Source organism: Enterococcus sp. DIV0240d (assembly GCF_051711245.1).
Lineage (GTDB): Bacteria > Bacillota > Bacilli > Lactobacillales > Enterococcaceae > Enterococcus_D > Enterococcus_D casseliflavus.
In genome coordinates, this window is record NZ_JBIOMG010000001.1 from 154,992 (window position 1) to 181,415 (window position 26,424).

Sequence of the window (26,424 nt, forward strand, 5' to 3'; positions counted from 1 at the left end):
TTGTTGATTAATGACGTACGCGAGATTTCGCTGGATCGATCAATGGCGCTTCGCCTAAGTGCGCTTGGATCATCCAAATACGTTTTTCGATGGCTGTTTTGAAGCCGATGAAGATATCTTGGGTTGGATCGTCGCCTTCTTCACCAGATACTTCGATCCCTTTTTGGTATAAGTCCGCTAAGTAACGGTAGCCTTCCACCAATGTAGCTAAGCGTTCTGGAATCGTGCGGTCCCAGTTGCCGACTTCATCAGGGATTTGAGTGTGTTCTGCCATTTCACGCAAAGTTGAATATGGTGAACCGTCTAATGTAATCAAGCGTTCAGAAACTTCATCCAATTGCTCATTTAGATCATCCATGAATTCGTCCATCATTGGATGCAATGTCAAAAAGCCAGGTCCACGCATGTACCAGTGTGTTTGGTGAACGACCATAGCCATTTGGCTTAAATCAGCAACAAGTTGGTTTAATACTTCTTTTGTTTGTTCAAATTTCATAACGATTCCTCCTCTAAATTATCTATTTTAAGGATAATACGAAACAAATAAAAAGTACAACAAAATCATCTATTTGAGAAAATTTCTCACTCTCTTACGTATTTCTTTATGAGGGGGTACGAAAAATGACGATTTTCGTGTTTTTTTTAGGCGCTTTACTCGGCTTCTTTTGGCTTTTGCTCTTACAAACCCTGTTTTGGAATCTACCAAAAAGTGATTCTCGTTCTCACTACCAGAAAGTGAACAAAGTTTCGGATAACCATTGGTTTCTTCTCCTTCCTACAAGATGGCTTTCATCCCCGCTTTATTGGGTCTTCGCTTGCATATGCTATGGCGGACTTTGCGGGGTTGCCTTTCATGCTTCAGAAAGCTTCCTGGCTTTTGTCTGGCTGACCAGTGCCTTTTTACTCAGCTTGACCGACTTGATAGACTATAGCGTCTACCCGCAACTGCTGTACCCCGCCCACCTACTGCTAGCGCTGGCACAGCTTAGAAGCGGCGCTTCTTTTCAATGGCTGTCTTTAGGCTTGCTGGTTCCACTGGTCTTTTTTGTCTGGCAGGAAAAAATGGGCGGCGGCGATCTCTTAGTGCTGGCAGGCTGGGGCACTTGGCTAGCGCCAAAGACACTTTTGGCCCTCTTACTAGTAGCCAGCAGTCTCGGTCTCCTCGCTTTTTTTAGCTATCAAGGCATCTGGAAGAAACGATTGGCGCAGTTGCCCTTCGTCCCCTTCTTGAGTCTGGGTTTGCTGACTGTTCGCTTCCTAGCGTTTCATACTTTTGACGGTTTTTTTCTTTGAAGTGAAGAAAAACGGGACAGGAAAAAGCGGGACAAGTTGGCCTCATCCCGCTTTCTCTTTCTGCTCTGTTGCTTCCCCTGCCTATGATAACGGCGTCCGTTTTTTGCGATCAAGGTAGATGCCTACTGCGATTACTACTAACAACAGTCCCAAGACGACCCAACCAGCGGTCGTGGTGTCATTGGTTTTCGGTAAGTTGTCAGTTCCCGGCTTCGGTGTTTTGCCTTCTTTGACACGATTGTTGAATACCATCTCTGCCGTTTGCTCCGCTTCAGCCACCAATTTTCCTGCTTGATCTTTGACGGTGACCGTTACTTGATAGGTGGTTTCATCATAGATGATCGTGGCGTCGTTGCCAGCTTTTTCACGAATCGTGTAACGATGTTCCCCAGCATCGTCATACGTCAATGCATCAAAGGTAATCGTTCCATTTGCGTCATTGTGTTTGGTTTGCAGAACCTTTCCAGCTTCATCCACTAATTCAAATGCGAATTCGTTGGCTTGCAAGTCTCTACCCGTCAAGACTTTCTTCGCACTTAGTACGACACTGCCTGCTTGTGGTTGGTAGCTGTTTTCGAAGACTTGATCGCCTTCGTATTCGGCAACTGCCGTGAGCTGTCCAGCTTCATCCGTCACGGTCACAACTACCGCCAGCTCTTTTGTATCGTAGGTGATGGTGCCATCGCTGTCTATTTTCTCACGGATGGTGTAGTGGTATTCGCCTGCTTCATCATATGCGAGAGCATCGAAGTAGATCTTGCCGGTTGCGTCATTGGCTTTTGTTTGAAGTACGTTGCCTTCTTCATTGACTAGTTCAAAGGCGAATTCATTTGCTTGTAGTGTACGACCAGTTAAGACTTTCTCGGCACTTAGTACGACACTGCCAGCTTGTGGTTGATAGCTGTTTTCAAAGACTTGATTGCCTTCGTATTCCGCAACTGCCGTGAGCTGTCCGTCTTCATCCGTTACAGTGACAACTACCGCCAGTTCTTTCCTATCGTACGTAATCGTGCCATCGATTCCTGCTTTCTCACGGATGGTATAGTGGTACTCACCTGTTTCCTCGTAAGGGAGCGCGTCAAAGTAGATCTTGCCCGTGGCATCGTTGGCTTTTGTTTGAAGAACAGTTCCGTCTTCATCCACCAGTTCAAAATCGAATTCATTTGCTTGCAAGGTACGGCCCATCAATACTTTCTCAGCACTTAGTACGACGCTGCCTGCTTGTGGTTGATAGCTGTTTTCAAAGACTTGGTTGCCTTCGTATTCGGCAACTGCCGTGAGCTGTCCATCTTCATCCGTTACGGTCACAACTACCGCAAGTTCTTTTGCATCATACGTGATCGTACTATTGTTGCCAGCTTGTTCACGGATAGTATAGCGGTATTCGCCCGCTTCGACATATGCAAGAGCATCGAAGTAGATCTTGCCAGTGGCGTCGTTGGCTTTTGTTTGAAGAACGTTCCCTTCTTCATCCACTAGTTCAAATGCGAACTCATCTGCTTGTAAGGTACGACCTATCAAGACTTTCTCGGCACTTAGTACGACACTGCCTGCTTGTGGCGTATAGTCGTTTTCAAAGACTTGATTGCCCTCATACGTTGCTGTTGCCACCAGTTGCCCGTCTTCATCGGTGACTCTCACAACAACACCAATTTCTTTCGTATCATAGGTAACGGTACTATCTGCACCAGCTTTTTCCCGAATCGTATAGCGGTATTCGCCGATTTCGTCATATGTCAATTCATCGAAATAGATTTGACCAATTGCGTCATTGCTTTTCGTCTGTACTACATCACCTGCTTCATCGACTAGTTCAAAGGCAAACTCGTTGGCTTCTAACGCGCGTCCCGTCAACACTTTCTCTACATTCAAGACCACACCGCCAGCTTTTGGCGTATAGTCATTTTCAAAGACTTGATTGCCTTCGTATTCGGTAACTGCCGTGAGCTGTCCGTCTTCATCAGTGACGGTCACAAATACCGCAAGTTCTTTTGCATCGTAAGTGATGGTGCCGTCAGTTCCTGCTTTCTCACGAATGGTGTAGTGATACTCACCTGTTTCCTCGTAAGGGAGCGCGTCAAAGTAGATCTTGCCAGTGGCATCATTGGCTTTTGTCTGAAGTACGTTGCCTGCTTCATCGACTAGTTCAAAATCGAATTCATTTGCTTGTAAGGTACGACCAGTTAAGACTTTCTCGGCACTTAGTACGACACTACCAGCTTTTGGTTGATAGCTGTTTTCGAAGACTTGATTGCCTTCATATTCCGCTACTGCAGTCAACTGCCCGTCTTCATCCGTGACGGTCACAACTACCGCAAGTTCTTTTGCATCGTAGGTGATGGTGTCGTCAGTTCCGGCTTTCTCACGGATGGTGTAGCGGTATTCACCTGCTTTATCGTAAGGAATAGCGTCAAAGTAGATCTTGCCCATGGCATCATTGGCTTTTGTCTGAAGCACAGTTCCTGCTTCATCAACTAGTTCAAAGTCAAATTCTTCTGCCTGCAAGCTTCGACCCGTCAAAATTTTCTCAGCATTCAAAACGACACTGCCAGCTTTTGGTGTATAGTCATTTTCAAAGACTTGATTGCCTTCATAGACTGCTGTCGCAATCAACTGACTGTCTTCTTCTGTCACCGTCACAGTTACCTTTAGTTCTTTGTCAGTATAGGTGATGGTTGGATCATCGCCGGCTTTTTCCCGAATCGTGTAATGGTAATCGCCAGGCTCGTTGTAAGTGATGTCGTCAAAAGTGACTTGACCGTTACCGTCATTGGTTTGGGTTAGAATCACAGAGCCAGTTTCATCCACCAGGTAGAAAGTAAATTCGCCGTCTTTCAGCTCGCGTCCATGAAGCAGCTTCTGGACATTCAAAGCATGGGTCGTTTCTTTGATTTCTCGCTTGTTGGCTAGCTCAAAGACATAATTGACTTCTTTATCAGAGATAGTGAAGGTGTACTGAGTCGCATCTCGTTCGTATCCTTCTGGTGCGGTGATTTCTTGGATCATATAATCGCCGTAACGCAGATTGTCGATCCGATCAATGGCGTTGCCGTTTTCCATGATCTGATTGTTTTTGACCACCAGATTCGACAAGATGACTTCATAGGTATTTTGCGCATTTTTGCGGCTTAATTGGAAAACTGCTTCTTCATCGATCCCTCGTTCTTTGGTGCCATCTGCATCGTATTTCACGATCGTCAAGGAGCCGTTCGTACCAGAAGAGGTTCCGCTGCCGTCTGTCGATTTGATGGTGATTTCTTTGGTCACTGTGTGAATCTCGATCTCACTACCCGTTAAATTGACACTATTGGCCACCCGTTCATTGTTCAAAATCCCAGGATCAAGCTGTGTTTGATAAACGATAAAGTACGGTTTATCAATCATTTCTTCAAAAGCGATCACTAACGATTGCGTCCCTGCTACCACATCCGAGGTGATTTTCGGATTGTCCTCGTTGGTGAAGGTGACTTTTTCTCCTTTTTCCCAAGTGCCATTGTTTAAGACCGCTTCATACACCTCTACGATCACGGCATCGTTGGCATCGCGTAAAAAGGTGTGCTGATTGTAGTTGATGGTATCGGTGACTACCGCATTGTGGATTTTGCGACTGTCAGCGTTGATCATGATTTCCCAATCAATCAATCGATTGTTGTCGGCATTCTGGCTGCCGTTTTTCATCAACCAGTCCGTTTTTGCGGACTTGTCGACTTGGCCATCGGCAGTCAAGGTTGTGTCATTGTCCGTCAATGTGATGGTATTTTTGTAGGTAAATACCTCTTCAGCTGCTTCGGTTGCCAAGAAGACCGCCAGTGTTTCAGACGTTTCTTTCAGCAAGGTGATCGTAACTTTCTTCGTATCAGGATCATAGGTGTAGATGTAATCCTCGTTCTCCACCAATTGTTCTTTCAGCGCTCTGACTTGCGTCGTATACCCAGTTACTGTGACCGTGTAAAGCGCCAAGTCTTTCAAGGTTTGGCCTTCTTGCAGCTGGTCAGTGATGACTGCATCTTTGTTGATTTTTTCTTTGTACGTATTGAATAGCCCCATCCAATAGACTTGATCGCTCGAAGCGGTCTGCTCATCAAAAATAGTTCCTAGATTCCGACCTAATACGGCGGTAATCGCTTTAGCGACATCTTCCCCTTCACCAATAAATAGGCCGTATTTCAAGGCATTTTTTAACCAACTGGTGTCCATCCATGTATTGGTTTCAGAAGCTTCCGTGAACGTATTGCCAGCTTCGTCTTTATAATGCACAAACGCTGCATTACTAAACCGGCTGCTAGAACTTCCTAATGCGATCTGCTGTGAAACATCGAAGCTGGTTTTAAAATTAACAGTGATCGTTGCCGAGGTCGTTTGGTACGCCCCTTGCAACTTGATGAGAAAACCCGTCTCAAGTTCCTTCGTTGTGCCGTCCGTCAGTGTTTTCGTTTCTTTGATCAGCTCCAGCGTATAGTCGGTATCAAGAACCAAAGGCTCGGTCACGCCGCTCGCCGTCACTACCAGCGTATCCGCCAACAAGGCCAGTGCGCTGCTGTTTGCGCCAGAAATCAATTGATAGCGGTCTTCGATGATCAGGTCGCTAACTGTTTGCTGATTCGTATTGGCATCAATCTTCCATACGACAGTCTTTGTCTCATAATCTTTGGTGCCAGCTGTTTTCACGACACCGATCGTTTTGGTTGGCGTCACGATCCCACTGCCCGTCAACGAGGTATTTTGATTGTCGCGGACCGAAGCGTAGTTGTAAATACGGGTATCGGCTAAAACCGATTCATACAGCTGGGTATCGTATTGAATCTTGTAGTAACCAGCTTTGGCAAACGTAATACCAAAGCGTACGATTTCCCCCTCTTTGTCCAGCTGGTACGTCCCATCAAAGGACCAATCTTCTGCTGGAATCGAGTTGCCATCTTTGTCTGTGATCACCAAAGTTTCTGGCACAAAAAAGTGCAGGGCTTTTTCAGGATCCGTTCCTGAATAGGTCTGATCCAAAACTTTGGCTTGGTCTTTGTCCAATGTGACGGAAATTTCCCATGACGCACGTTTCGTTTCTTGATCATACCCTTTAAACCGTTTGTATTCTGATTGTTCATCATAGGTCACCGTTGCTTCTGCGGTTTTTTCTGTAAAATCGCTACCGTTGATTGTTGCCGTGTTTTTGAAAGAAGAAGCCGTTGGATCGGTGACTACACTATTGATGACGATGCGGACCGGTTGATTGACGGTTTGATTGAAGGTAAACGTGTTGTTGACGCTGTTAAAGGTATATAAGCCATCGGTACGAACCCACTCCTTGGTAGCTTCATCGTACAAGTAGCCCGTCGAGGTACTATAAGATAAGCCTTGGGGCATCTTATCGGTGATCACCACATCGTGCAATTCACGACTGGTTTGGTTAAAAATAATTTCCCAGACCACTGAACCGCTGGAAGTCACATTACCAGTCTTAATGATATCGACTTCATAAATCGGCAATGTAATGATGATCTCATGACCATCTTCATCGTAGATCCCAGTATGAATCGTCACTTCTTCAGTAACAGTACTCACACTTAATTCCGTGATCAGATCAATGGTTCCCGAACGATTGGATAATGTCTGTGCGGCCTCATTAAACGTGACAGTCAATGTACCATCATGATCCAAGGTAAAGGTTCCGATCGATTGTCCGCCAGAACGAGTCAATTCGCCGCTAACGGTATTATGAATGGCAAAATAGTCTGGCAATTGATACGTATAATAATCGCCTGCGCGAATTTCTTCCGTGTCTGCTAACGACCAGTCAAAATGGATTTTGATGTTGCCGTTATACATCGGTGGATTTTCGGCAGTGAAGGGTTGATCGTTTAAGTCAGTGATCCGAACATTATCAAATAGCTGCACGCCCCGTTCATTTAGGTTGGCACTAAGATTCTCCGCGGTAGCCGAAGCTTCCGTTTCCGCCTCAGCATCTGGTGCTCGCGGTTGAATACTGTTTTGATTCAATGTCGAAGATGCTTGGGTTTCTTGACTCTCGCTAGGGACGGTAGTTGGTGCTTCTGTAGATTGAGTAGTCGTAGGTTGTGTTTCCTCTGTCCCAGATGAGTCCGTCGGTGCTTTTTCCGAATCGATCGTTTCGCTCTCTGCTTCGCTACTTGCTAGCGTTTCTGTCGTCCGTTGCGTGCTATCGGTTGCGTTAAGTGCTTCTGCTAATATGATCGTTGGTTCACAAATAATTGAACCAAGCAACACCAGCAAACATATATAGATAGAAAATGGCTTTTTCATGATTATTCATTCCTTTTGTATAAAGTTTTTTTATTCAATTGATTTCGGAAGTGCTCCACGAATAAAATTGTTCAACAGTGAGCAAGATATCCCAACAAACAACTGCTTTTTTCCCCCTCCCCATGATTCTACGATTTAGGTCTTTGCTACTTGCATCAAACGTGTTACTACTATCCCACACTTCTATTTTCCCAAATTATCACGTGGTGATGTATTCAAAAAAAATTCAACAGGTAATTTTTTTGAATACATGTAAAAACGTGATACTATTTAGTCAAAAGGAGGCTTGGAGGAAAATATGTTACGGAAATTGTTATCATCCACTTCACAAAAGAAACTACAGCTGATTGAGTATTTATTGGACGATCAAGGGACCAGTCTTCACGATTTAGCACTGAAATTTTCTATCTCCATGTCCTCAGCAAAAACCTATATCGCAGAAATTGACAATGAATTTTCGTTTCTGGACTTACAATTTGATGATTTTTCAGCGGTTCGCTTGCACTTACATCCCTTTGCTACTCGTTTGGATATTTACAGCCACTTTTTGAACCGTTCTTCTGCGTTTCAATTACTGGAATTATTGTTTTCTTCCAGTTTTACCAGTTATGATATGCTGGCGCTGGAATTAAATTTAAGCAAATCATCGATTATTCGTTTAATTAAGAGGATCAACTTGATCCTAGCTCCTTTTGATTTCTTTATCGCAACCAAACCTATCCAGTTAAAAGGCAATGAAAAGAATATTCGCCAATTTTTTCTGATTTTCTTCTTGGAGAAATACCAATATGAATTTATCGACGCCAACATCAATCAAGAACAGGAATTTTTGAAAATCGCCCATATTATGGCAGCAGCGACGCCCTTAAATCTCTATTTTTCCGATATCAAAAAGATCGCTTTTGTCATCTATATCAATACGAAGCGTGACCGTTTTGCTGCCTCTGAAACCAATGCGAATCATATCGAGTATTTTTTAGAAAAAATCGACTTGAGTGAATTTACTGGCTATACCCGTGCCTATGTAGAAAAAATGGTTGGCTATGTCACGACGCACATTGGGCAAGACCCCGCTGTCTTTCGCAAAACCAAACAAGAATTTTATCATTTGACGAAGCAATTGTTTCGAAAATACAACTACCGCGAAAGCAATTTTGAAGAAAAGCTGGATGCCGTCGTCTTTTCCTATTTTCTTGGGATCAATCTGCAGGTTCTTTACTGCATTTTGGATGATCGCTTCGCCCGCTTTGTTGCTAATTGTGATTTTGTTCAGCAAGCAGTCAACCAAGACATCGTTCAGCTTTTGACCCATTCGAGTTTACCGATCATTCGACCAAGTACGATCAATTACCTGATTTATATTTTTCATACTTCTTTTCCCAATTTTGCCAAAGAAATCATCGACGCCAATGCTGGCTTTCGCTTAGCCTTGTTTTATGATACGAATAGTTATCATACGGAATTTATCCAAACAAAGATCCAGCAGTTTATTCCCTATCAGCTAACGATCACGATCTTAAATCCCCTCGATTCGTTTTCTCTGACTATGCTGGATGAGACCTATGATCTGATCATCGGCAATCTGACACCTTCCAGTAGAAAAAATCTGTTTCATTATGCGGATATCAATCTGACTTCAAATGACTTGGCTTTTATTGCGCAGCAGATTCAGGAAAAAGGGATCGCCAATTTACAAAAACGGTAGGAAGACCGATGAAAAACAAAAAAGCCCCTCAAAAGGAGCTATTGAAGTGCTATCCCTTCAGAAGTTAGAGCAACTTCTGAGGATACAAGCTTCGTTTCACTTTTGGCGGGGCTTTTTAGTATGCCAAGAGCGTTCAACATTTGATCCTATATAACTACAAAAAAAGCTTGCCATTCCGAAGAATGACAAGCTTTTCCGTCACACTGAGTCAATCAGGTGCTGGGCATTGATTAGTTTTGGCTGTTCAATGCGTCTTCAGCAGCCATTTGTGCTTCGATGTCTGAGATGCTGTAGACATTTTCGCTGGCAACTGTTACTTCTTTTGGTTCCATTTCACGGTAACGAGGCATACCAGTACCAGCTGGGATGATCTTACCGATGATTACATTTTCTTTCAATCCAAGAAGAGGATCTTTCTTGCCGCGGATCGCTGCATCGGTCAACACACGAGTGGTTTCTTGGAAGGACGCAGCAGACAAGAAGCTGTTGGTTTCCAAGGATGCTTTCGTGATCCCTAATAGGACTGGACGGCTAGTTGCAGGAACGCCGCCGGCTACCAATGTGTCGTAGTTGCGGTCTTTAAAGTCGGCGATATCCAACAATGTTCCTGGCAAGATGCCTGAATCACCTGGATCCATGACGCGGACTTTACGCAGCATTTGACGAACCATTACTTCGATATGTTTGTCGCCGATTTCTACCCCTTGCATCCGGTAAACGCGTTGAACTTCCCGTAATAGGTAGTTTTCAACAGACAAGACATCGCGAACTTGTAACAGTTGTTTTGGATCGATCGATCCTTCCGTCAATGGCGCACCACGATGGATAAAGTCGCCTTCTGCTACTTTCATCCGAGCAGTATAAGGAACGGTATACGTACGCGTATCGGTTTCCCCTTTGATGGTCACTTCTTTGGTCCGAGTTGAAGGGTCTTCTGAGATATCGATGACTTCTCCGGTAACTTCGGTAATGACCGCTTGTCCTTTCGGATTACGGGCTTCAAAGATTTCTTGGACACGAGGGAGACCTTGCGTGATATCGTCTCCGGCAACCCCGCCGGTATGGAAGGTACGCATGGTCAACTGAGTACCAGGTTCACCGATTGATTGGGCAGCGATGGTACCGACTGCTTCCCCAACTTCAACTTCAGAACCAGTGGCTAAGTTGCGGCCATAACAATGTTTACATACACCATGTTTGGTGTTACATGTGAAGACAGAGCGAATGGATACTGTTTCGATGCCAGCGTCCACGATGGCTTTAGCTAAATCTTCAGTGATCAATTCATTGACCCCTAGAAGGACTTCGCCAGTTTCAGGATGGATCACTGATTTACGTGTGTAACGTCCAATCAAACGTTCTTCTAAGGATTCGATGATTTCGTTTCCTTCGCGAATTGCTTGAATGTCTAAACCACGGTCAGTACCACAATCGTCTTCACGGATGATGACATCTTGGGCAACGTCAACTAAACGACGTGTCAAGTAACCGGAATCGGCTGTTTTCAAGGCGGTATCGGTCATCCCTTTACGGGCACCATGGGTCGAGATAAACATTTCCAAGACAGATAGACCTTCACGGAAGTTTGAGATGATCGGCAATTCCATGATTCGTCCGTTAGGCGCGGCCATCAATCCACGCATCCCAGCAAGCTGAGTAAAGTTGGAGATGTTACCACGGGCACCGGAATCAGACATCATGAAGATTGGGTTTTTCGCTTCTAATGATTCCATCAGTTTTAACTGGATTTCATCTTTGGCTGCATTCCAAACACCAATAACTCGTTCATAACGCTCGTCATCGGTAATCAACCCACGACGGAATTGTTTCGTGATCGTTTCTACTTGTTTGTGGGCATTGTCGATGATGTCATGTTTTTCGTGCAAGTTCATGATATCAGCGATACCAACGGTGATACCTGCCATTGTTGAATGGCTGTATCCTAAGTCTTTCATGCGGTCAAGCATGCGTGACGTTTCAGTGATGCGGAAACGTTTGAAGACTTCTGAAATGATGTTTCCTAAGTTTTTCTTCTTGAATGGGCCAACAAGCTCTTGTTCTTTGATGAAGGCAGGCACATCTGTACCAGCTTCAATAAAGTACTTGTCTGGTGTTTGAACCGTCAAGTTGTAGTCAGTCGGTTCGTTCAAGAATGGGAATTCTGGCGGCATGATCGAGTTGAAGATCACTTTACCTACCGTTGTTACCATCAAGCGTTGTTTTTGTTCAGACGTGAATGGTTTGTCCCCTAAAGTGTTTGGATTGATGGCGATCCGTGTGTGTAAATGCACGTAGCCATTGCGCCATGCCGTAACTGCTTCGTCCATGTCACGGAAGATCATGCCTTCCCCTTCACGGCCTTCTTCTTCCATCGTCAAGTAGTAGTTCCCTAGGACCATATCCTGAGATGGTGTTACAACTGGTTTTCCGTCTTTTGGATTCAAAATGTTTTGGGCTGCTAACATCAGCATACGTGCTTCTGCTTGCGCTTCTTCGTTCAATGGTACGTGAACGGCCATTTGGTCTCCATCGAAATCGGCATTGTAGGCTTCACAAACAAGTGGGTGCAAACGAATGGCACGACCTTCAACTAAGACTGGTTCAAATGCTTGGATACCTAATCTGTGAAGCGTAGGTGCCCGGTTCAATAGCACTGGATGTTCTTTGATGACATCTTCTAAGACATCCCAAACTTCGTCTTCTTGACGTTCGATTTTGCGTTTGGCATTTTTGATGTTTGACGCGATTTCACGAGAAACAAGCTCCCGCATCACGAATGGTTTGAACAATTCGATCGCCATTTCTTTTGGCAGACCACATTGGTACATTTTAAGGAATGGACCAACGACGATAACTGAACGACCTGAGTAGTCGACCCGTTTTCCTAGCAAGTTTTGACGGAAACGACCTTGTTTCCCTTTCAACATGTGAGAAAGAGATTTCAATGGGCGGTTCCCTGGTCCTGCAACTGGACGGCCGCGACGACCGTTATCGATCAAGGCATCGACTGCTTCTTGCAACATCCGTTTTTCATTTTGAACGATGATGTTTGGTGCATTCAAGTCTAACAAGCGTTTCAAACGGTTGTTACGGTTGATTACACGACGATACAAGTCGTTCAAGTCACTTGTGGCAAAACGTCCACCTTCTAATTGCACCATTGGGCGCAAATCAGGCGGGATAACTGGGATAACGTCCATGACCATCCAGCTTGGTTTGTTTCCTGAAGCACGGAATGCTTCTAAGATATCCAAACGGCGGATCGCACGGGTCCGTTTTTGACCAGTTGCGTTTTTCAATTCTTCTTTCAATTCAGCAACTTCGCCTTCAAGATCAACGCCATCTAATAATTGTTTGATGGCTTCGGCACCCATCGCTGCTGAAAATTCTTGACCGTATTGGTCACGTTTTTCACGGTATTCCCGTTCAGTCAATAGTTGTTTTTTCTCAAGGCTGGTGTTTCCTGGTTCAATCACTACGTAAGAAGCAAAGTAGATGATTTCTTCCAATGCACGTGGGCTCATGTCTAAAACAAGACCCATCCGTGAAGGAATGCCTTTGAAGTACCAAATGTGTGATACTGGTGCTGCTAATTCAATGTGTCCCATGCGTTCACGACGCACTTTTGAACGTGTTACTTCCACGCCGCAACGGTCACAAACGATGCCTTTATAGCGGATCCGTTTGTATTTGCCGCAAGCACATTCCCAGTCTTTGGTTGGACCGAAAATACGCTCGTCAAACAACCCTTCGCGTTCAGGTTTTAACGTACGGTAGTTAATGGTTTCTGGTTTTTTTACTTCACCATAAGACCAGCTTCTGATTTTTTCAGGAGAAGCCAAACCGATTTGCATACTTTCGAATTTATTTACATCGATCAAAAAAGGTTCCCTCCATTTCATTTCATGGACATATCCGATAGAACGGGGGCTATTTCCGCTGGTGGCGGAAATAGCGAGGGCCGTCTATTATTGCAAGCGATCTTCTGCTGTCTCGATTTGTTGGTTCAACGCGTCGGCGGCATTTTTAGCTTCTGTTTGTGCTTTTTGTTCTAATTCGCGGGCTGTTTGTTGCTCCGCAAATTTTGTTAAGGCATCAACGGTGATCAAATCATCATCGTCATCATCCATATCACGTAGTTCGATCTCTGCATCATCGATATCTAGTACACGCATGTCTAGACCCAGTGATTGCAATTCTTTTACTAATACGCGGAATGATTCTGGTACACCTGGTTTTGGAATTGGTTCCCCTTTGACGATTGCTTCGTATGTTTTCACACGACCAACCACGTCATCTGATTTGTAGGTCAAGATTTCTTGCAAGGTGTAAGCAGCACCGTATGCTTCCAGTGCCCAAACTTCCATCTCTCCGAAACGTTGTCCACCAAATTGGGCTTTTCCTCCCAATGGTTGTTGAGTAACCAATGAGTAAGGTCCAATGGAACGGGCATGCAATTTATCATCGACCATGTGGGCCAATTTGATCATGTACATGACACCAACGGAGATGCGGCCATCAAATGGTTCGCCGGTACGTCCATCGTAAAGCACTGTTTTGGCATCGCTGGCCATTCCTGCTTCAGCAACGGTTGCCCAAACATCTTCATCGCTGGCTCCATCAAAGACTGGTGTTGCCACGTGAATGCCTAATTGACGCGCAGCCATTCCTAAGTGTAACTCTAATACTTGTCCAATGTTCATCCGAGAAGGTACCCCTAATGGGTTCAGCATGATATCGACTGGTGTGCCATCTGGTAAGAAAGGCATGTCTTCTTCTGGCATAATGCGAGAAACGACCCCTTTGTTTCCGTGACGTCCGGCCATTTTATCCCCTTCATGGATTTTCCGTTTTTGAACGATATAAACGCGAACCAGCATGTTCACACCTGGTGACAATTCATCGCCAGCTTCGCGGGTAAAGATTTTGACATCGTGGACGATTCCGCCGCCGCCGTGAGGCACACGTAGAGAAGTGTCACGCACTTCGCGGGCTTTTTCACCAAAGATTGCGTGCAATAAACGCTCTTCTGCTGAAAGTTCCGTTACCCCTTTTGGCGTAACTTTCCCAACAAGCAGATCGCCATCTTTGACTTCCGCACCAATGCGGATAATCCCCATTTCGTCTAGGTCTTTCAATGCGTCTTCCCCAACGTTCGGGATTTCGCGAGTGATTTCTTCAGGTCCTAATTTTGTGTCGCGGGCTTCTGATTCATATTCTTCAATATGGACAGAAGTGTAAACATCATCTTTCACCAAACGACGGCTCATGATGATGGCATCTTCATAGTTGTACCCTTCCCAAGTCATGAATGCGACTAAGACGTTTTGTCCTAGTGCCATTTCGCCTTGTTCCATAGATGGGCCATCTGCTAAGATGTCGCCTTTTTCCACTTTTTCACCAAGTGCTACTAATGGACGTTGGTTGTAGCTGGTTCCTGAGTTTGAACGACGGAATTTGGTAACAGAATAAACGTCCAATGCGCCATTGTCACGACGAACGCGCACTTCGGCTGCATCCACGTATTCTACGATCCCATCATGTTTACATAACAAAGCAGCTCCTGAGTCATGTGCTGATTTGTATTCCATACCAGTACCAACCCAAGGTGCTTTCGGATTGATCAATGGTACAGCTTGCCGCTGCATGTTGGCACCCATCAAGGCACGGTTGGAGTCATCGTTTTCCAAGAAAGGAATACATGCGGTTGCGACTGCGACTACTTGTTTTGGTGATACGTCCATGTAGTCGACTTTATCGATCGAAACTTCCAAGTTTTCAGAAGTAGCACGCGCCATAACAACGTCGTTTACGAAAGAGCCGTCTTCATTTAACAAGCTGTTTGCTTGGGCCACAACGTAGTGGTCTTCGGTATCGGCAGTCAAGTAATCGATCTTGTCAGTAACACGGCCTGTTTCGCGGTCAACTCGACGGTATGGTGTTTCAATGAAGCCATACTTGTTGACTTTGGCATAAGAGGCCAAGCTGTTGATCAACCCGATGTTTGGTCCCTCAGGCGTTTCGATCGGACACATACGGCCATAGTGGGAATAGTGAACGTCTCGGACTTCATAGCCGGCACGGTCACGGGTCAAACCACCAGGTCCTAAGGCAGATAGACGACGTTTATGGGTCAACTCACCCAGTGGGTTTGTTTGGTCCATGAACTGTGACAACTGAGAAGAACCAAAGAATTCTTTGATACTTGCGACAACCGGACGAATGTTGATCAATTGTTGCGGTGTCAAGGTTTCGGTGTCTTGGATCGACATCCGTTCACGCACGACACGCTCCATCCGAGCAAGCCCGATCCGGAATTGGTTTTGCAATAATTCACCAACAGAACGAATCCGACGGTTTCCTAAGTGGTCGATGTCATCGACATTGCCAATGCCTTCCATCAAGTTGAAGAAGTAGCTCATTGAAGCAATGATATCCGCTGGACGAACCGTACGTGTAGCAGTATCTGGATAGCCATTACCGATCACGTTGACTTCTTGTTCTGGATCTTTTGGTGAAAAGACTTTGATGACTTGGACGGTCATTGGTTCGGTAACGACCCCATCTTCTGATGGGTAGTACGTTACACTGTTTAGGCCATTATCGATAAATGCGCCTAGTGTTTCCATGACTTGGTGAGTCAAAACAGTGCCTTTTTCAACAATGATTTCGCCTGTTTCAGGGTCAACCAAGGTTTCTGCTAAGGTCAAGTTCAATAGACGTGTTTTCAAGTCTAATTTTTTGTTTACTTTGTAACGACCAACATTTGCTAAGTCGTAACGTTTTGGATCGAAGAAACGTGCGTTCAGCAAGCTGCGTGAGCTGTCTGCTGTTTTTGGCTCGCCTGGACGAAGACGTTCGTAAACATCTTTCAATCCTTCTTCGGTACGAGAATCGCTTGCGTTTTTATGCAAGTCTTTTTCGATCGTGTTGCGCAATGATTCACTGTCGCCGAAAATTTCAAAGATCGTGTCATCAGAACCAAACCCTAGGGCACGGACTAAGACCGTCAAAGGAATTTTACGGGTACGGTCAATCCGTACGTAAGAGATATCTTTGGCATCAGTTTCCATTTCTAACCACGCACCGCGGTTAGGGATAACAGTTGAACCAAAGCCTTCTTTGCCGTTTTTATCGACTTTGCCATGGAAATATACACCTGGAGAGCGGACCAACTGAGAAACGATAACCCGTTCTGCCCCGTTGATGATAAAGGTTCCTTGTTCAGTCATTAATGGGAAATCACCAAAGAATACTTCTTGGGATTTGATTTCCCCAGTTTCACGGTTCGTCAAACGCAAAGTAACATGTAATGGTGCCGAATAGTTTGCATCATGGGCACGGGCTTCTTCTACTGTATACTTTGGTTCTTTCAATTCATAATCCACAAATTCTAGGGACAAGTTACCGTTGAATCCTTCGATTGGCAAAATATCTTCAAACATTTCTCTTAGGCCCTCATCTAGGAACCATTGGTAAGAGTCGGTTTGAATTTCAATCAAATTCGGTAATTCTAATACTTCACTGATCCGTGCGAAACTTCTACGTTCGCGATGCTTTCCGTATTTTACTACGTGTCCAGCCAAGCTCTTCACCTCTTCATAAAGTCTTTCAAAAAGGCTATCCGATTATTTACAAAACTGTAACAAATATTAAATATAGGTTACAGAAAGCATTTTTTGCGGCTTTTAGGCAAAAAAAAACCAAAAATAGAACGGATGCATTGGGCATTTTCTACTTTTGTTTCCTTATTCCTAAGCCGAAACGGACAATATTTCGTTTCTGCTTTTTTCGTTCAGATAGTTTTTGCAACTCCTTATTATACAGACGAAGCACTTTTCTGTCAAGCTTTCATTGGAAGTTACAATGCTTTTCTGACGCACCCATTTCCTAAGATTTTCTAAAGAAAAAAACGAACCGAGTGCGGACTGTTTTTCGTAAGAAACTACTTTGCTTTTTGCCGATTTCTTGCTATGCTAACGAAAACGTTACACGTGAAACATTAGGAAGGATATCCTTATGACGACAAAAGAAAAAATACTGACCTTATTACAAAAAGAAGATACTGTACTGTCCGGAGAAAAACTAGCCCAAGCCTTGTCGATCTCTCGTACAGCAGTCTGGAAAGCCATTAAAGAACTTGAGAAAGAAGGCTATCATTTCGAACACTTGGCCAACGGCTATCGCTTTGTCTCCGCTGACCGCTACGATCAAGCAGCACTTGCAGCCGCCTTGCCGATGATCCCCACGATTCAAATCAAGGATGCTGTTGAGTCCACCATGAAAGAAGCCAAGATCGCCGCTTTGGACAGTGGACTGGCAACCCCCGCCCTTTTTTTGACCGAAACACAAACAGGCGGCCATGGCCGCTTCGAACGACCGTTTTTCTCACCGAAAAAACAAGGAATCTACATGAGCTTGCTCTTAAAACCAAACCAAGCGTTTCAAGAATTGCCGCAATATACCGTTTTGGCTGCGGTGGCAGTCGCAGAAGCCATCGATGCCCTTCTAATGAAGGAAACGGCCCTTAAGTGGGTCAACGATCTGTACTTAGATGGAAAAAAAATCTGCGGTATTTTGTCTGAAGCAACCAGTGACTTTGAAACAGGCCGCATTACCTCGGTTGTTATCGGTATCGGCATCAGTTTTTCGATTCCGCAACAGCAGTTTCCAGCAGAGATTCGGGAAAAAGCGACCTCACTCTTTCCTGGTGAAGAGTATCCAACCTTTTCTCGAGCCGCGTTGATTCAAGAAATTTGGCGTCGGTTCTTCCAATTATTGGCGCAGCTGCCTGACATGGATTATATGGCCCGCTATCGGCAGAAATCCTTCGTTTTGGGCCGCACCGTTCAGTTTACACAACAAGGTGTGACCTATGAAGGAATCGCCAAAGACATTACTAACACCGGTGAATTAGTGGTGGAAACAGCAACGGAGCGCAAGGTGCTTTCTTCTGGAGAAATCAGTTTGGAACGGTATTGATGCTGCAAAAAGTCGCAAATCCGCTTGCTGATTCGCTGCTTTCGTAAGGAATCAGTCAAGCATAAATGCTCCATAAACAGACCTGCTTATTCCGAGGGGTCATACAAAAGAACAACCTAGGCAGCTCCCCTTTCTATCGGGTTTAGCCACTGTCACCAAAACTTTACTGTTGCAATCAGGATCGCTGAGAAAGCGAGCCTCATCTTTTCATACTAAGTAGGATGCTTGTTCTTTTATCATGTCTTTTCTACAGTTTTTATGCGCTCTTTCATTCCCTACATAAAAAAGGGGGCGTGACATAAGTTAACTAGTTACGCTCTCCAAAATATAAGGAGCACTCGAAAATCATGTGATTTTTCGAATGCTCCTTGTTTTTTTTATTCATTTTGGGTAGTTCAAGTACCAATTTTTGTCAATTTCATCATATTGATTGCCGTAATGAGTAAACCCGTCTGTTTTCTGACTTTTTCTAAGCCCCGAACCGTGTATCGAGTGAAACCCAAACAAGCCTTCATAAATCCGAAGACTGTTTCCACGTCGATCTTTCTCCGACCATATATTTTTTGAATTTCAGGCGTTAATAAGCGCTCTTTTTGTTTTTCTTTATGGTATTCCCAAGACGGATTTACAGTGATCTTTCTGCGATTCCCCTTTGGGGTTAAGGCTTCAGGAATGAGCGCTTGGTTCGCATCCGTTTTTTCTGCTTGGTATTCTTTAAAATCTCGGACAAAGCCATCCGCATCTGTTCGTTGACGGTAAGCATGAAAATTAAATCGTACCCCTTTGGGGTCGATGTAAAAGTCCTCCTTAGGCTCATAATCCCAATTCATTACTTTCCGATCATCTGTCTGCCATTTCTTGCTTTGTTCTTTAAACATCGTTCCATAAGGAATCAGTGCAGTATGCTGGGGAAGTTCATCTTCTATATAGCGGTAATTGCTTTCTGAACCATAGCCTGCATCGGCGACCAAATAATGAGGGGACTTTTGTGCAATCTTCATCTTTTCCAGTAATGGTTTCAATGTCTTAGTGTCTGTTGGGTTTTGAAAGACATCGTAGCCGAGTACAAATTGATTACAAGTAGCGAACTGCAGGTTATACGCAGGCTTAAGTTGGCCATTTTTCATAGGGTCTTCTTTTACGCGCATGAATGTCGCATCATGATCAGTTTTTGAATAACTGTTTCTTGTCCCATAAGTAGAAAACTGCGTTTGATGTTCCAGAAGTTTTTCTCGTTTTGTATTTAATTTGCGTACTTGGCTTTTCAACGTTCGCCGTTGTTGTTTCGCTGGATTTGGCGAAAGACGTTTCGTTGCCTCAACTTCTTTTTCTAGTTCTTCCAGACGTAGTTCCATCCGTGTTAACAGTTCATCTATCATGTCTACTGTCAAGGACGTCCCTTCGGGAATCTGTTTCAGGGCATACGCTTCTCTTAGTTCCGTCATCATAGTAAGCAGTTTTTCGCGATTCATTTGATCGAATCGGATCGTGTTTTTCTTCCAGACAAAGCTGTACTTATTCGCATCTGCCAAGATTTTTGTACCGTCAATAAACAACGCATCATCAATCAGATTCCGTGCACGCAGATACTCTGTCAACTGATCTAAGCCTTTATTGGTCAACTCCTGCACATCGTTAGATACACAAAAACGGGCGATCGTTCGATAAGTTGGAACCCGTTCTTGCGTCAACCAACGAGCATAGAGGTTTTCTTCAGCTAAGCGTTCAATCTTGCGACTTGTAAAGGTTTCTCGTGTATACGCAAAAAGAACCAACTTCATCATGGCACCTAAATCATATTCTCTTGGTCGACCAAAAAGATAGGGGTCATTAATCTGAAGCGCTTCGACCAGTTCATGGATAAAAACGGCGACATGATTTTCTTTTGGAGAAAATGAAGTAGATAGATCCAAAGTGAGTTGATTCATGTTATAATTAGTATACATTTTGTTTAGTCCTTTCAGGATTAAATGATGGGGCATTGGCGGCAACCGGTGCTCCTTTTTATTTTACCCAAAAAACCGCAAGAAATGAACGATTTCTCGTCATTTCTTGCGGTTTTCTTCTATGGACTTATGTCACAGTCCCTTTTCTTTTACAGCAATTGCCACAGCAGGCACAAAAGCAAGCCCAAGGCATAGCTGCTGTTGAATAAAATCATGTTTTTAATCGAATAGCCGAAGCTACGTGGGTGCGGCAGGCTGGCTTGATGTTCTTTCAAGTTTTGGCGGATTTTTGGCAGTGTCAGAAACACGAGCAATATCGGCCATTGAAAGAGTCCAAACAAGAGGCCCAATAAAATAGCGGCATAAGACGCCAACATCATGCCTTGAAACAGACGGATACCTGCTTCGCGACCGATGTAGTACACCAGCGTATAGCGATGGTTTTCGATATCAGCTTCCAGATCCCGTAAATTATTGGCTAACATGATGTCAGCAATCGTGAAAATCAACGGCAAGGATGCCAACACGATGGCGCACACGGCCCAGAGGTTCCCCACTAAGCCAAAGGTTCCGTTCGCAAAATCCAGTGCCAGATAAAACACTTTTTGATCAATGGTATTGATATAGATCGTGATGGCAAAAATCCCTAATCCCATCGTTACACCGCTGAATACCTCGCCTAAAGGCATCCGCGATAACGGAATGGGGCCAAAGGTATAAAAGACCCCGATAAAACAAACCACCAGCCCCATCACTAGCAGCAGCCAGCCGGTAACAAAGGTCAAGTAAAGACCGATCAGTAAGGTTCCTGCCAGCATCGCAAAAATCAGATTGCGAACAGTAGCTTCTGAGATGTTTTCGCGCCCGATCACATTGTGCTGGTATTTGTAGGTCTCTGATTTGGCTTTTTTGAAATCCATATAATTGTTGATGGACGTCGTCGTCAAATCAAACAGCAGCATCCCCAGAAAAAAAATCACAGTATTCAACGGATGAAATTCATGAAAATACACCAACGAGAACAACACACCCATAATGAAGGGGAAGACACTCGCCACCTTGGTGCGGATCTCCACCACTTCTAAAAACACTGAAAGAGACATCTTTCACTCCTCCTATTCTAAATCAGCACGATCACCCATCGTGTAGCCTGATTCCTCTGAAAGCTCAAAGGTATCTTTGATGCCGTCTGTTACGTACACTTTATCTTCTTTTGTGATAAAGATCGCATCGGTTCCCTTTTCGGTATGCTGTTCGATATAAGCCAAGCCTTCTTTGACTCCTTTATCAAACGCCACCGTAGTCAACCCGTCACCATCGATGGATTTGTCAGTGATCACAGTCACACTTGCTACATCGCTATCGTAAGGATAGCCAGTCTCAGAATCAAAAATATGGTGATACGTTTTGCCGTCTACTTCTAAGTAGCGTTCGTAGATCCCTGAAGTAACTACTGTTTTATTGGTTTCTTTGATACTGCCGATAATCGAGCCGCGAGATTTGTTTGGATCTTGGATTCCGACATTCCATGGCTCATCTGCACCGCGGTTGCTATGACCTAACACATAGACATTCCCGCCCAAATCGACGATCGCGGAAGTCACGCCATTGTCCTTCAGCACTTTGACGACTTCATCCGTGATGTAGCCTTTGGCGATCGCCCCAAGGTCAAGGATCATGTCCTTGTCTTTTAAATACACCGTGTGGTCTTCGTCGTTAAACTCGACTTGTTCATAATTGATATGTTTCAACGCTTCATCGATCTCAGATTGTTCTGGCTTGCGGGCATCATCAAAGCCGATTCGCCACAATTGGGTGATCGCACCGATGGCCATATTAAAGCCGCCTTCTGATTTCACACTATAATCATAGGCTTCTTTCAACAAATAATAGATATCATCTGAGACCTTCACTGGCTTGATGCCAGCTTGCGCATTGATTTCATCGATCTCTGACCCTGCTTGGTTGATGGTGATTTTATCGCCTAACTCTCTGATGCGGTCAAAGGCAGGCTTCATAGCGTCCTCTTTGCCTTCATCATAAATGCGAATCCGAGTATACGTGCCTAATAAAAATTCTTCTTGAAAATATGGTTCTTCGCGCAGCGTCGTTGCTTCCTGATCACTGCCACAGGCTGCCAACATTGTGCCTAAAAAAACAAACATCAGAAAAAACGTTACTTTCTTTTTCATGATTTTCCTCTTTTCTATTGTCTTCAACCTTCATATAATAGCCTTTTTTTGGCAGAATGAAAAGGGGCATTCCGTGATTCCTCAACGTATTTTAGGAATCCTTAATCGAACCTTTTCTTCTTTGTAAAAAACAGTTCTTTTTTTAAAAAACCTTCCCACCAGATTGCTTCCTTTTGCACGAACTTGCTTTTGTGACCTTGTTGCCCACGAAAAAAGGACAGCACTCAAAACGAATGCTGTCCTCTTCATGGAAAGAAGTTGTGATTATTCAGTAACGAAGTTATCCACTTCGATTGTTGTTTGGTCGCCTTTTTCAGCGGCATTCAACAATTGTTGTGCATAGATAACAAAGCTGTGGAAGCTGTGGGTTGCCCCTGAAACAACATCCATGTCTGCCACAGAGCCGTCTTCGGCATTGACTGCAGAAACAAAGGCTTCATTGAAGTTTGGAATGAACTCTTCTGGACTTGTACCAGATTTTGCTTCCATGTTTTCGTTGTATGATGCATCATCTTTTTTCGACTCGCCTGCTTCGTTTAGGTAGTCGTAGTTTGATTCAGAGATTTTGCCGTCAGCTACAGTCATTGAGAAGACTACGCGGTAACCGTTTGAGTAGTTCTTTTCTTCTAATGTATAGGTTCCGTCTTTCAAGTCGGCACCATTGTCGATTTCAATGGTTTCCGTGTTGCCTGCTTGCGCCGCTTGAATCAATTGTTGTGCATAGTTTTGGAAGGAATCAAAGGAATGAGTCGCGCCAGAAACTACTTCGATTGAAGAAGGGCTTTGTGCGGCAACTAACTCTTCATTGAATTTAGGAATAAATTCTTCTGGGCTGATGCCTGCTTTTTCTTTCATTGTTTCATTGTATTCAGTGTTTTCTGTTTTTGATTCGCCATCCGCATTGACGTTGTCATATTTTGATTCAACGATTTTGCCGTCTTTGACTGTGATCTCAAATGTGACACGGTAGTCGTTTTTATAGTTCTTTTCTTCTAAACGATACGTACCATCTTGCATTGGCTCGCCTGCAACGACGGTTGCTTCTGAGCTTTCTGTAGTTGCAGAATCGCTTGCAGAAGTTTGTGATGTACTTTCACTAGTTGACGAAGAACCTGTATTGTTGTCGTCTGCTCCGCATCCCCCTAACAATAATGCTGCGAATGAAAATACCGCCATACCTACAATCAATTTCTTTGCTTTCATAATTATCCACCTTTTACTTGTTTATTTTCCCCACAAAAAAGTTTGTGATACATCTAACATTGTAAAGTAAATTTACGAGATGTCAACCGCTTCCTTTCCGCTTTTTCAATAAAAAATGACTTATTTTTTGATTTTCGCAAGTTTTCACGAATTTCAGGAAATATGCGTTTTTTTCATCAGAATCGTTAGACAAATGAACCATTTGTCTATATAATAGGAACGATTGTGTAATTATTATCATAGATTATTTTTATTAAGGAGAGATTTGCAATGGCAAAGAAAAACATTGTCGTTGTCGGTGCCGGTTATGCAGGCGTTTCTGCTACGAAGTACATGGCAAAGAAATTGAAAAAAGACAATGATGTTGAGATAACATTGATCGACCGTCACTCTTATCATACGATGATGACTGAACTGCATGAAGTCGCTGGAGGACGTGTAGAACCTACCGCAATTCAATATGACTTGCAGCGCTTGTTCTCACGCAAGAAAAATGTTCGTTTAGTAACCGATACAGTAACTGGGATCGATAAAGAAAATAAAACCGTCCAAACAAAATTAGGCAGCTATTCATTTGACTACTTGATCTTAGGGATGGGTGGCGAACCGAATGACTTCGGTACACCTGGTGTCAAAGAAAATGGCTTTACTCTATGGTCATTTGACGATGCTGTCCGCATTCGCGAACACATTGAAAAAACTGTCGCAAAAGCAGCGATCGAACCAGATGCAGCATTACGTAAAGCAATGTTGACGTTTGTCGTTTGTGGTTCTGGATTTACTGGGATCGAAATGATCGGTGAACTGATCGATTGGAAAGATCGTTTAGCTTCCGATTATAAATTGGACCCAAGTGAAATCAGCTTGAAAGTCGTTGAAGCAATGCCAACGATCTTAAACATGCTTGATCGTAACGATGCAGCCAAAGCAGAACGTTACTTGAAGAAAAACAATGTTGATCTTGTCTTGAATGCACCAATCGTTGAAGTGGCACCTGACCACATCAAACTAAAAGATGGTTCAACGATCCCAACCCACACATTGATCTGGACTGCCGGCGTCAAAGGAACTAGCGATGCTGCTGATTTCGGTTTAGAAACCGCTCGTGGTTTCCGTCTAGTTGCCAATGAGTATATGGAAGCAAAAGGCTACGAAGACAAAAACATCTATATTATTGGTGACTTGGTTTACTTCGAAGAATTCCCGAACACACCAACACCACAAATCGTGCAAGCAGCTGAACAAACTGGGCACACTGCAGCAACGAATATCGTTTCAGCCATCAAAGGCGGCGAAAAACATAAATTCAAAGGAAACTACCAAGGATTTATGGTTTCCATCGGTGCCAAATGGGGCGTGGCGAACTTATTCAATAAGATTCACCTGAGCGGTTTCTTAGCGATCATTATGAAACATATCGTTAACTTGAAATACTTCTTTGATATTCGTTCTGGTTACTACATGTTCCAATACTTGATGCATGAAATCTTCCACATCAAAGATGACCGGACAGTCGCTCGTGGTCATACGTCTCGTTACGGAAACGTCTTGTGGAGTGTTCCGCTTCGTATTTTCTATGGTCTTGTCTGGTTCGTTGAAGCCTTCAAGAAAATTTTGGGTACGAATGGGGAAGTCTTCAAACCTGGTACTTGGTTCGGTGAAGGTTCTTGGTTCCAAGGCAACAGCGTTTTCCCTTGGACTTGGGAATACCAAACAGTCGCTGATGCAGCAAGTGGTGCTAGTGAAGCAGCCGATGCAGCAAGTGCCGCTAGTGGTGCCGGTGAAGCAGCCGATGCAGCGACACAAGCCGCACACTTCGGTTTGAGCTATGCCTACGGTGAGCAACCAATGATCGTGATTGAAAAATCACCTGACTGGTTCACAAAAGTTATGCAATTTATCATGCCAAACAACGACGTTGCAATGTTCTTCCAAAAATTCATGGTCTTCTTTGAAATTGCTTTAGCTCTTGCATTGATGGCTGGTCTCTTCACTTGGTTAGTAAACGCAACGACTATCGTTTTAGTGTTGACTTTCTGTATGTCTGGTATGTTCTACTGGGTAAACATCTGGTTCATTCCAGTTGCATTTGCCTTGATGAACGGTTCAGGACGCGCAGTCGGTTTAGACCGTTGGGTAATCCCATGGTTGCAACGTACCCTTGGAAAATGGTGGTACGGTACCCCTCGCTCCTTATATGGCAATAAATAAGCCAGCAAAATAGAATACCTGTACGACTTCATGAGACTAAGACATTCTGATTTTCAATCAGTGTCTTGGTCTCTTTCCAAGTACAGAACTTTTTCTTGATCGTCCTTGCACAGAAATCGGTGGATTATTGAGGATTCAGCTAGTAGAATCTTGTCTTCTTATGCTAGAATGAGACACATCACATGAAAGAACAGGAGTCTTTTTTGATGAAATTAAAAGAATTTATCCGCGATGCCCATTTAAAACCATGGGATGGCGTCATCATACTTGTTTTGATCCTCAGCTCTTTTTTACCGATTTTTATTTTTGGCCAGACGCAAACAGCGGACAAAGAAGCCGTCTTGCGGGTCGATGGGACAGAAATCAAGCGTTTTGACTTAGTTGAAGGTCAAAAAACGTACACCTATCTTTATGAAGATGAAGATGGCGATACCAATTTACTGGAGATCGAAGGGGATCGGATCCGAATCAAGGAAGCCGATTGCGGCGACCAGATTTGTGTCCGCCGTGGCTGGGCCAGTAAAAATGGGGAAACCATCGTCTGTCTGCCTCATAAATTGGTGATCGAAATCCAAGCCGCAGATGGGAGTGAGACCGACGATCTAATCTATTGATCGTT

Annotated in this window: 13 protein-coding genes; 5 read left to right on the plus strand and 8 right to left on the minus strand. The window is 44.0% G+C overall.

Annotated elements, in window-relative coordinates; genetic code table 11:
• Positions 1–7 precede the first annotated feature (7 nt).
• On the minus strand, positions 8–496 hold the full coding sequence (locus tag IGJ25_RS00755) for a Dps family protein (RefSeq protein WP_005230382.1): 489 nt from the start codon (positions 494–496) through the stop codon (positions 8–10).
• Positions 497–621: 125 nt separating this feature from the next.
• Between IGJ25_RS00755 and IGJ25_RS00760 the strand changes: the two genes are divergently transcribed.
• Complete coding sequence (locus IGJ25_RS00760; RefSeq protein ID WP_081117230.1) at positions 622–1,293, plus strand: prepilin peptidase; 672 nt, start codon at positions 622–624, stop codon at positions 1,291–1,293.
• 81 nt (positions 1,294–1,374) lie between these two features.
• Here the strand turns inward: IGJ25_RS00760 and IGJ25_RS00765 are convergent, their stop codons facing one another.
• Positions 1,375–7,566 (minus strand): Spy0128 family protein, encoded by a 6,192-nt coding sequence (locus tag IGJ25_RS00765; RefSeq protein ID WP_438779057.1) that lies wholly within the window; start codon positions 7,564–7,566, stop codon positions 1,375–1,377.
• Between the two features lie 298 nt (positions 7,567–7,864).
• Between IGJ25_RS00765 and IGJ25_RS00770 the strand changes: the two genes are divergently transcribed.
• Positions 7,865–9,271, plus strand: a complete 1,407-nt coding sequence (locus IGJ25_RS00770; protein WP_194185552.1) for a helix-turn-helix domain-containing protein — start codon at positions 7,865–7,867, stop codon at positions 9,269–9,271.
• A gap of 230 nt (positions 9,272–9,501) precedes the next feature.
• Here the strand turns inward: IGJ25_RS00770 and rpoC are convergent, their stop codons facing one another.
• Both rpoC and rpoB read right to left on the minus strand, forming a co-directional pair.
• A complete protein-coding gene (gene rpoC, locus IGJ25_RS00775; protein WP_015510610.1) occupies positions 9,502–13,152 on the minus strand; it encodes a DNA-directed RNA polymerase subunit beta' in 3,651 nt (1,216 codons plus the stop codon).
• A gap of 87 nt (positions 13,153–13,239) precedes the next feature.
• The gene (gene rpoB / locus IGJ25_RS00780) at positions 13,240–16,857 is read right to left on the minus strand and encodes a DNA-directed RNA polymerase subunit beta (protein WP_008381746.1); all 3,618 of its coding nucleotides are present in this window, start codon (positions 16,855–16,857) and stop codon (positions 13,240–13,242) included.
• 433 nt (positions 16,858–17,290) lie between these two features.
• Between rpoB and IGJ25_RS00785 the strand changes: the two genes are divergently transcribed.
• Entirely contained in the window at positions 17,291–18,253 is a 963-nt protein-coding gene (locus IGJ25_RS00785) for a biotin--[acetyl-CoA-carboxylase] ligase (protein WP_081117227.1), read from the plus strand.
• Positions 18,254–18,648: 395 nt separating this feature from the next.
• On the opposite strand, the gene IGJ25_RS00790 is transcribed toward IGJ25_RS00785, so the two are convergent.
• The 4 genes from IGJ25_RS00790 to pplA all read right to left on the minus strand — a co-directional run bounded on the left by IGJ25_RS00790 (position 18,649) and on the right by pplA (position 23,594).
• On the minus strand, positions 18,649–20,199 hold the full coding sequence (locus IGJ25_RS00790) for an IS1182 family transposase (RefSeq protein WP_194185553.1): 1,551 nt from the start codon (positions 20,197–20,199) through the stop codon (positions 18,649–18,651).
• Between the two features lie 149 nt (positions 20,200–20,348).
• Positions 20,349–21,302 (minus strand): 1,4-dihydroxy-2-naphthoate polyprenyltransferase, encoded by a 954-nt coding sequence (gene menA / locus IGJ25_RS00795; RefSeq protein ID WP_015510612.1) that lies wholly within the window; start codon positions 21,300–21,302, stop codon positions 20,349–20,351.
• A 12-nt stretch (positions 21,303–21,314) separates the two neighbouring features.
• On the minus strand, positions 21,315–22,391 hold the full coding sequence (locus IGJ25_RS00800; RefSeq protein ID WP_005230331.1) for an FAD:protein FMN transferase: 1,077 nt from the start codon (positions 22,389–22,391) through the stop codon (positions 21,315–21,317).
• A gap of 264 nt (positions 22,392–22,655) precedes the next feature.
• Complete coding sequence (gene pplA, locus IGJ25_RS00805; protein ID WP_016608361.1) at positions 22,656–23,594, minus strand: extracellular electron transfer flavoprotein PplA; 939 nt, start codon at positions 23,592–23,594, stop codon at positions 22,656–22,658.
• A 270-nt stretch (positions 23,595–23,864) separates the two neighbouring features.
• Here pplA and IGJ25_RS00810 point away from each other — a divergent pair, with 270 nt between their 5' ends.
• Entirely contained in the window at positions 23,865–25,805 is a 1,941-nt protein-coding gene (locus tag IGJ25_RS00810; RefSeq protein WP_005230327.1) for an NAD(P)/FAD-dependent oxidoreductase, read from the plus strand.
• 206 nt (positions 25,806–26,011) lie between these two features.
• The gene (locus IGJ25_RS00815; RefSeq protein ID WP_010748871.1) at positions 26,012–26,419 is read left to right on the plus strand and encodes a NusG domain II-containing protein; all 408 of its coding nucleotides are present in this window, start codon (positions 26,012–26,014) and stop codon (positions 26,417–26,419) included.
• Positions 26,420–26,424 lie beyond the last annotated feature (5 nt).